Here is a 7447-nt window from a genome sequence, read left to right as displayed (position 1 = left end):
AACCCGGGCCGCGCGGCCCGGGTTTTTGTTTTGAACCCGGTGTTTTGGCGTCAAGCATGACCATCGGTCGGCCTTGCCAAAGGGCGGCATTGCACCTAGTTTCCGCCCCGTTCAGCGCGCCAGCCGACAAGGCGGCGCCCTGCGGATGCAGTTGTAGCTCAGTTGGTTAGAGCGCCTGTCTGTGGAACAGGAGGTCGGTGGTTCGAGCCCACCCAACTGTACCAGCGCATGCCGGACTCCCGCGATTCCGCCATCAGCCCCATTCTCCGCTTTCACGCGCGGACCGATCGTGTCCATCGGCTGACGACGGCTGTGACGGCTGCTCGACCTGAGATAACGGTCGTGGTCGCCTGCAACCTTGCCAATCCGATCCCGTTCATCGAGAATTGGCCCGAAGCTCACGAAGCGCAACGCGACCTGATCGGCGCCTCCGACGCCGTGAACGACCGGACTTTTCTTTCTGCGCGAAACAGTGGATGGTCGTTCAGCACGCCCGTCGTCGCTCACCATGTCACGCGTGAGGAGCATTCACGCACCGTCGCTATGCGTGTGGGCGATGCGACGGCAGCAACGTATTACGAACCTCGGAACGGACTCACGCAACTAGCATCACTGCGCCGGCGTTGCGCAGCGCAAGGTTGCAAGCGTGCGTGTGACTCAAAAGCCAAAACTTTGGTTTTTTTCGTGTCCCGGTCGCCATAGTTCCCAATTTTTTCTTTCGCGAATCAGCGTGCTGATTCATTTTTGAATCCTGGGGTCAATCTGGAGGCCAAGGTATGAACGTTATTGTTTTCGCTTCGCGTAAAGGCGGCTCGGGCAAGAGTACGCTCGCCGCTCATCTCGCTGCGCAGATCAAGGCGACCAAGCCTTGTCTCTTGATCGATGCCGATCCGCAGGGGTCGCTGACGCTCTGGCACAAGCTGCGTGGCACCAACGAGCCGCCGATCAAGACGGCCGTCAATTCGGTGAGCGGGATTCTCGCCACGGCGCGGCGCGACGGCATGGAGTGGGTGCTGATCGATACGCCTCCGAATGTTTCGGCCGTCGTCGAGGATGCGATCCGCAATGCCACCATGGTCATCATTCCGGCGCGGCCGGGCGTGTTCGACGTCAACGCGGTGCAGGAGACGATTCAGACCTGCCGCACGGCGCGCAAGCCCTATGCGGTCGTGCTGAACGGCGCGCCGGCACGCCGCGACGACGCCGAATCCCCGATCGTCACCATCGCGCGCGAGGCGCTGGGCAAGTTCCGCGCGCCGGTGTGGGGCGGCCAGATCACCAACCGCGCCGACCTGTTGATGGCGCTCGGACAGGGCGAGGGCGTACGTGAATACTATGCCGAAGGCCGCGCGGCGGCGGAGATCGCGAGGCTGTGGGCTGCGATCGAACGCTCGGTGAAGGCGATCCGCGGCACCGTCTCGGCCAGCGGCGCAATGCACAAGCAGGCGGCGTGACCTGACGCCGACTCCAGCCAAAGACGCGCGAGCTCCGCGTGTCTTCCGCTCGTTACCAGCGCGATTACCCTCTTCAGAACGAAGAGGGCCAGTCATTTGGCAAATTCATGCGATCATCAGCATATAGAAGACGATCACCGGCGACAGACTGATGATCGCGCTCCAGATGCCGAGCGCCCAGAGAATATCCCCGGTGGTAAAGCCCTGTTGTTGCGCAGCCGGATTTCCTTCCGTATCCACGACGATGCCCCCGCATTCTTGCCTGAGGGATTGGTACGCGAAAGACCTTAAGAAGCCGCGCGCGCCTTGGCTTGCATTTGACCACAGGTACTACCTCCGATTAACCACGGCAGCGCTTGGGCGCGAGGCGCCCACGGTCCGGGCCTTCGCCTCAATCCGGCCGGGCGCGCGTCCGCCGCGCCATCTCGGCATCGAGCCGCCGCGCGAGCTCGGCGCTCACCTCCACCATTGGGGAGCGCACCTCGGCCGATGCGATCAGACCGCTCCGCGCCAGCCAGTACTTCGCGGGGGCCGGGCTCGGCTCGGCAAACAGCAGGCGGGTCAGCCGGCTGACGCCGTCCCATGCCGCCTGCGCGGCGGGGCGATCGCCGGCGGCGAGATGCGCCTGGATCGCCGCGAATGTCTCGGTCTCGACATGGGCCGAAAGCAGGATGGCGCCGTCGGCGCCGTCCAAGAGCGCGTCGAAATATTGCGTGTTCTCGCCGGTCAGCACGCGAAAGCCTTGCGGCCGCCGCGCCAGCAGCTCGATCGACTGTGCGCGATCGTTGCTGCAATCCTTCAGGCCAACGATGTTCGGATGCTGCGCGAGCGCGACCAGCGTGTCGTTCTCGATGTTGACGGCTGTCCGGTAGGGAATGTTGTAGAGCAGGATCCGGTGCGTGGCCCGATCGGCAAGCGTGGTGAAGTGCTGCAACAATCCGCGCTGCGACGGTCGCAGATAATAGGGGTCGCGATCAGGTAGAAGTCGATCGGCCAGGCGGCGGTCGCGTCGAGCGAACGCGACGAATTCGTTGCAGCAGCGTGACGATGGCATACCAGAAAAAAAGCCGGGCTCGCTGAGCCCGGCTCGAGGTATTGGCCACGTGAGGCCGACACAATCACCTTCCAAGAGGGATTACTGAGCTCTCGCGCCACTGGAGGAGGGGGACAAATGCGTAACGCGATCGTTCAGCGCACATGCATTATGGTCCCCGCCCGCATGTTGCGGCAACCGTCCAGCCCGCATGTCAGTCATGCACAAAACCAGTGCGATGGAAGCCTTGCGAATCGCCGTCGCGAGAGCCGCTGCGAACCGCCGCGATGTCGCGCAGCTACGAAGGCCAGCGCTGCGCCTTGCTCACGACGAAGTCGCGGAACACCTGCACGCGCGCCACCGTCTTCAGCTCTTCCGGATAGACGAAATAGGTGTCGAGCTGGATCGAGTCGGACTCGCCGAAAAGTTGCACGAGCCGGCTGTTTTCCTCGACGAGGTAGTCCGGCAGCGCGGCGATGCCGAGGCCCTGCTGGCAGGCGCGCACCAGCCCGAGGACGTTGTTCACCTTGAAATAGGCCTCCCGCGGACCGGAGCCGTTGCGGGCCGCCTCGATCAGCCAGTTGCGATTCTGCAGATGCGGCGCGACCTGGCCGTCCGAGAGCGTGATGATGCGGTGCGCGTCGAGCTCGTCGAGCGTGCGCGGCGTGCCGAAGCGCTTGATGTATTCGGGCGAGCAATAGGCGTGAAAGCCCATCGCGAACAGCTTGCGCTGGATCAGGTCCGGCTGCGTCGGCTTGCGGGTGCGGATGGCGACGTCGGCCTCACGCATCGACAGGTCGAGATCCTCGTCGGTGACGATCAGCGTGATGCGAATTTCGGGATAGAGACCGGTGAATTCGCCGAGCCGCGGGATCAGCCAGTTGATGCCGACGCCGGGCGTGGTGGTGACCTTGAGGTCGCCGCTCGGCCGCTCGCGGCTGTCGGTGAGCTTGGCGCGCGCCGCCTGCAATTGCATGAACACGTCGTGCGCGGTGCGGAACAGCAGGTCGCCCTGCTCGGTGAGGATCAAGCCCCGGGCGTGACGGTGGAACAACGACACCGACAGCTCCTGCTCCAGCGCACTGACCTGGCGTGAGACGGCCGATTGCGACAGCCCGAGCTGCTCCCCGGCATGCGTGAAGCTGCCCGCTTCCGCAGCTGCGTGAAACACCTTCAGCTTGTCCCAATCCATGTCCGTAAATCCGTCGCGAGTTCGAGCCATATGATTTCTGATTTTCATTCCGCCGCGGCACGTTCGCTCAGCCGCAAGGCGAGGAAGCGCTCGGCCTCGAGCGCGGCCATGCAGCCGAGACCCGCCGCCGTCACCGCTTGTCGGTAGACTTCATCGGCCACGTCGCCGGCCGCGAACAGGCCGGGCACCGAGGTCGCCGTCGAGTTCGGCGCCACATCGACATAGCCGGAGGGCTTCAGCTTGACCTGCCCAAGCACGAGGTCGGTCGCCGGCGCGTGTCCGATGGCGATGAAGACGCCGTCGGCCACGAGCTCCGTGAGCGCGCCGGTCTTGACGTTCTTCAGGCGGACATGGGTGACCTTGGCTGGATTTTCGGCGCCACGGATCTCGTCGATCGCGCTGTCCCAGACCACCTTGATCTTCGGATTCCTGAACAGCCGCTCCTGCAGGATGCGCTCGGCGCGGAAATGGTCGCGGCGATGCACCACGGTCACCTGCGAGGCGAAGTTCGTCAGGAACAGCGCCTCCTCGACCGCGGTGTTGCCGCCGCCGACCACCACGACCTTCTTGCCGCGATAGAAGAAGCCGTCGCAGGTGGCGCAGGCGGAGACGCCGAACCCCTTGAACTTCTCCTCGGAGGCCATGCCGAGCCATCGCGCCTGGGCGCCGGTGGCGAGGATCACGGTCTCGGCGAGATAGACGTCGCCGCTGTCGCAGCTCAGGCGGAACGGCCGCTGTCCCAGGTCCAGTTTGGTGACCAGGTCGGTGACGGTCCGGGTGCCGACATGGGCGGCCTGTTTCTCCATCTGCTCCATCAGCCAGGGGCCCTGAATCACGTCGGCGAAGCCAGGGTAGTTCTCGACATCGGTGGTGATGGTGAGCTGGCCGCCCGGCTGGATGCCCTGGATCAGGATCGGTTCCAGCATGGCGCGGGCGGCATAGATCGCTGCCGTATATCCGGCCGGCCCGGAACCGATGATGACGACCTTGGCATGGATGGGAGAAGGCATGAGCTCGGAGGGTCCTTTGGAGCGTTTGGACCGACGCGACAAGCGAAATCGACTTGGAAAGGGCTCGCCCGGGCGCCGAAAATGTCAAATCCAAGTCTAAGATATCTGGCGAGCCATGCAAGAATTGCAATCCATATCGGCGAATTTTCCCCGTATGGAGGGTGAACGCGACCGAATGCGCGCAATAAAATTGCGCTGCGCGGCGGAACTGGGCTAAGAGAGTTACCAGCGCAGGGTGCTGGCACCAGCGCTTCCGCTTCTCCAGGACCCGATAGCTACGTGTCGAAGAACCTTGATGAGATCGACCTCAAGATCCTGAGCGAGATCCAGGCCGATGGCCGAATCACCAATGTCGAACTGGCGAAGCGGGTCGGCATCTCACCGCCTCCCTGTCTGCGCCGCGTCCGGACCCTCGAGGAGGAGGGCTACATCCAGGGATACCGCGGATTGCTCGATCCCCGCAGGCTCGGCTTCGACGTCACGGTGTTCGCCTCGGTGCATCTGTCGAGCCAGACCGACGCCGATCTGCGGGCGTTCGAGCAGTTCGTGCGCGCCGAGCCGCTGGTACGGGAATGCTGGATGCTGTCGGGCGAGGTGGACTTCATCCTCAAATGCGTCGCGCCCGACATGGCGACGTTCCAGGATTTCGTCACCCACCTGACCGCGGCGCCGCATGTGCGGAATGTCAGGACATCGCTCGTCCTGCACAATTCGAAATACGAGGCGGCGGTGCCGCTGGAGGTGAAGGCGCGCGGGTGAAAGTCATTTCGGGGCGCCTCCATCCCGCCGCGCTTGGCGCGGACCGGGTGGATGCGTGCCGGAACGACAACGTCGCCCTCAGTCCTTCTTGCGCAGCAGGGCGTCGAGGCTGAACGGGCCGCCGCCGGCCGCCGCCAGATACAGGCAGACGAAGCAGAGCTCGATGGCCGCGGTGCCGTTATTGATCACCGGATAGAAATTCCTGGGAAAATGACCAATGAAGTAGGCAAATGCCATTTCGCCCGAGAGCAGGAAGGCGGCCGGCCGCGTGAACAGGCCGACCATGAGCAGGCCGCCGAAGATCAATTCGATCGAGCCCGCCGCGCCATAGAGCGAGGTCAGCTCGACCTTCACGAACGGCGAGTCAGGCGGAAATTTCAGGATCTTGGCCACGCCGAACTGAAACAGCATCAATCCGGTGATGAAGCGAAAAAGGCTGAGCAGCGGTGGCTGCCATCTTGCAAGCATCTGTTCCATGTCAATCGTCCCCTGTTTGACGCGCGGACGTTAGCCCCATCGCCGCCCTGCGTCACCGCCGCGTGTCGTCAACCCCCGAGGCCGCGAAACATTCCCGCAGCTTCGTCGCGGCGCGTGGCCGCAACGCAACAAAAAAGCCGCGTCGGTGACGCGGCCTTTTTTGAAACATACCAACAAGTCGATCAGCGCCACTCGACCTTGGTGATCTCGTAGGCCTTGGCGCCGCCGGGCGTCACGACCTCGACGGATGCGCCTTTCTTCTTGCCGATCAGCGCACGCGCCAGCGGCGAGGTGATCGAGATCTTGCCCTTCTTGGCATCGGCCTCGACCTCGCCGACGAGCTGCCACACCTGCTTCTTCTCGGTGTCCTCGTCGATCAGCGTGACGGTCGCGCCGAACTTGATGGTGTCGCCGGACAGCTTGGTAACGTCGATCACGTCGGCGCGCGCCAGCTTGTCCTCGATCTCGGCGATGCGGCCTTCGTTGTGCGACTGCTCTTCCTTGGCGGCATGATATTCCGCGTTCTCCGAAAGGTCGCCGTGGGAACGCGCCTCCGCGATGTGCTCGATGATGCGCGGACGATCCACCGATTGGCGCTGCTTCAACTCGTTCGTCAGCGCAGCATAGCCCATCGAGGTCATCGGAACCTTTTCCATCATCGTCTTCGTCCTTCAGTCGCGCGGGGCCGGTGCAGGCGGCCACACGCCATGTCTTCATTCGTCCAGGTCGGGCCTCGCGGCCGAGCAACGGAGCCCGCCAGCCATTGATTGCGGCGCCCGGAAAGGGCGTTGACAACATTCGGGCGGGGCGGTGAGTTCCAGCCGTACAGGCTCATTACCGGCCGCTCAGCGGGCGTTGCCACCCGGTCAGCGATCAGCTCTCGGAAAAGTAACTCTGCAATGTACGGACCTCAAGGTCCCCGCCCTGATACGCGCGGATTCCCCGGGCGGCCGCCACGGCACCGGAAAGAGTGGTGTAATATGGCACTTTATGCAAGAGGGCAGCGCGTCGCAATGAGCGGCTGTCCGCCAGCGCCTGCGGTCCCTCGGTGGTGTTGAAAACGAGCTGGATATCGCCGTTGGTGATGGCGTCCACGATGTGAGGCCGCCCTTCCAGCACCTTGTTCACTTTTTCCGTAGGCACGCCATGATCCGTGAGGAAACGCTGGGTGCCCGAGGTCGCCAGCACCTTGAAGTCCAGTGAGGACAACAGCCGGACTGCCTCGGTGATCCGCACCTTGTCGATGTCGCGGACCGAGACGAACACGGTGCCCCTGCGGGGCACACGGGTGCCACCGCCGAGCTGGCTCTTGGCGAACGCCACCTCGAAGGAACGGTCGATGCCCATCACCTCGCCGGTCGAGCGCATCTCCGGGCCCAGCACGGTATCGACGCCGGGGAAGCGGGCGAACGGGAATACCGATTCCTTGACGCCGACATGCTTGAGCTCGCGCTTCCTGAGCTGGAAGTCGGCGAGTTTCTCGCCGGCCATGATCCGCGCGGCGATCTTGGCGACGGGGGTG

The 7447-nt window shown here is 63.8% G+C and carries 7 protein-coding genes, 1 tRNA gene and 2 pseudogenes; 3 read left to right on the top strand and 7 right to left on the bottom strand.

Going from position 1 to position 7447, the window contains the following annotated elements; genetic code table 11:
* Nucleotides 1-147 precede the first annotated feature (147 nt).
* Nucleotides 148-224, top strand: a tRNA-His gene (locus JOY90_RS09725).
* A 552-nt stretch (nucleotides 225-776) separates the two neighbouring features.
* Nucleotides 777-1454, top strand: a complete 678-nt coding sequence (locus JOY90_RS09720; RefSeq protein ID WP_291690920.1) for a ParA family protein — start codon at nucleotides 777-779, stop codon at nucleotides 1452-1454.
* A gap of 105 nt (nucleotides 1455-1559) precedes the next feature.
* Here the strand turns inward: JOY90_RS09720 and JOY90_RS09715 are convergent, their stop codons facing one another.
* The 4 genes and pseudogenes from JOY90_RS09715 to trxB all read right to left on the bottom strand — a co-directional run bounded on the left by JOY90_RS09715 (nucleotide 1560) and on the right by trxB (nucleotide 4689).
* Nucleotides 1560-1694 carry a hypothetical protein gene (locus tag JOY90_RS09715; RefSeq protein ID WP_291690919.1) on the bottom strand — a complete coding sequence of 45 codons (135 nt, stop codon included), beginning with the start codon at nucleotides 1692-1694 and terminating at the stop codon, nucleotides 1560-1562.
* Between the two features lie 151 nt (nucleotides 1695-1845).
* A pseudogene (locus JOY90_RS09710) lies at nucleotides 1846-2471 on the bottom strand (dihydrodipicolinate synthase family protein); the annotation flags it as partial.
* Between the two features lie 314 nt (nucleotides 2472-2785).
* On the bottom strand, nucleotides 2786-3709 hold the full coding sequence (locus JOY90_RS09705) for a LysR family transcriptional regulator (RefSeq protein ID WP_291690918.1): 924 nt from the start codon (nucleotides 3707-3709) through the stop codon (nucleotides 2786-2788).
* Between the two features lie 14 nt (nucleotides 3710-3723).
* Nucleotides 3724-4689, bottom strand: a complete 966-nt coding sequence (gene trxB / locus JOY90_RS09700; RefSeq protein WP_291690917.1) for a thioredoxin-disulfide reductase — start codon at nucleotides 4687-4689, stop codon at nucleotides 3724-3726.
* 279 nt (nucleotides 4690-4968) lie between these two features.
* Between trxB and JOY90_RS09695 the strand changes: the two genes are divergently transcribed.
* Nucleotides 4969-5448, top strand: coding sequence for an Lrp/AsnC family transcriptional regulator (locus JOY90_RS09695; RefSeq protein WP_291690916.1), 480 nt, complete (start codon nucleotides 4969-4971; stop codon nucleotides 5446-5448).
* A 78-nt stretch (nucleotides 5449-5526) separates the two neighbouring features.
* On the opposite strand, the gene JOY90_RS09690 is transcribed toward JOY90_RS09695, so the two are convergent.
* From JOY90_RS09690 to JOY90_RS09680, 3 genes and pseudogenes are all read right to left on the bottom strand, one after another.
* Nucleotides 5527-5925 (bottom strand): DoxX family protein, encoded by a 399-nt coding sequence (locus JOY90_RS09690; protein ID WP_291690915.1) that lies wholly within the window; start codon nucleotides 5923-5925, stop codon nucleotides 5527-5529.
* Between the two features lie 182 nt (nucleotides 5926-6107).
* Nucleotides 6108-6581, bottom strand: coding sequence for a transcription elongation factor GreA (gene greA, locus JOY90_RS09685; protein WP_291690921.1), 474 nt, complete (start codon nucleotides 6579-6581; stop codon nucleotides 6108-6110).
* A 217-nt stretch (nucleotides 6582-6798) separates the two neighbouring features.
* A pseudogene (locus JOY90_RS09680) lies at nucleotides 6799-7447 on the bottom strand (carbamoyl phosphate synthase large subunit); the annotation flags it as partial.

Source organism: Bradyrhizobium sp. (assembly GCF_019242285.1).
GTDB lineage: Bacteria > Pseudomonadota > Alphaproteobacteria > Rhizobiales > Xanthobacteraceae > Bradyrhizobium.
This window is presented reverse-complemented; position numbering and strand designations above follow the sequence as displayed.

What these genes read in the sequence shown, in the direction of transcription:
- JOY90_RS09705 (WP_291690918.1), bottom strand. Translation starts at nt 3,709, where the DNA reads ATGGCTCGAACTCGCGACGGATTTACGGACATGGATTGGGACAAGCTG.
- greA (WP_291690921.1), bottom strand. Translation starts at nt 6,581, where the DNA reads ATGGAAAAGGTTCCGATGACCTCGATGGGCTATGCTGCGCTGACGAAC.
- trxB (WP_291690917.1), bottom strand. Translation starts at nt 4,689, where the DNA reads ATGCCTTCTCCCATCCATGCCAAGGTCGTCATCATCGGTTCCGGGCCG.
- JOY90_RS09720 (WP_291690920.1), top strand. Translation starts at nt 777, where the DNA reads ATGAACGTTATTGTTTTCGCTTCGCGTAAAGGCGGCTCGGGCAAGAGT.
- JOY90_RS09690 (WP_291690915.1), bottom strand. Translation starts at nt 5,925, where the DNA reads ATGGAACAGATGCTTGCAAGATGGCAGCCACCGCTGCTCAGCCTTTTT.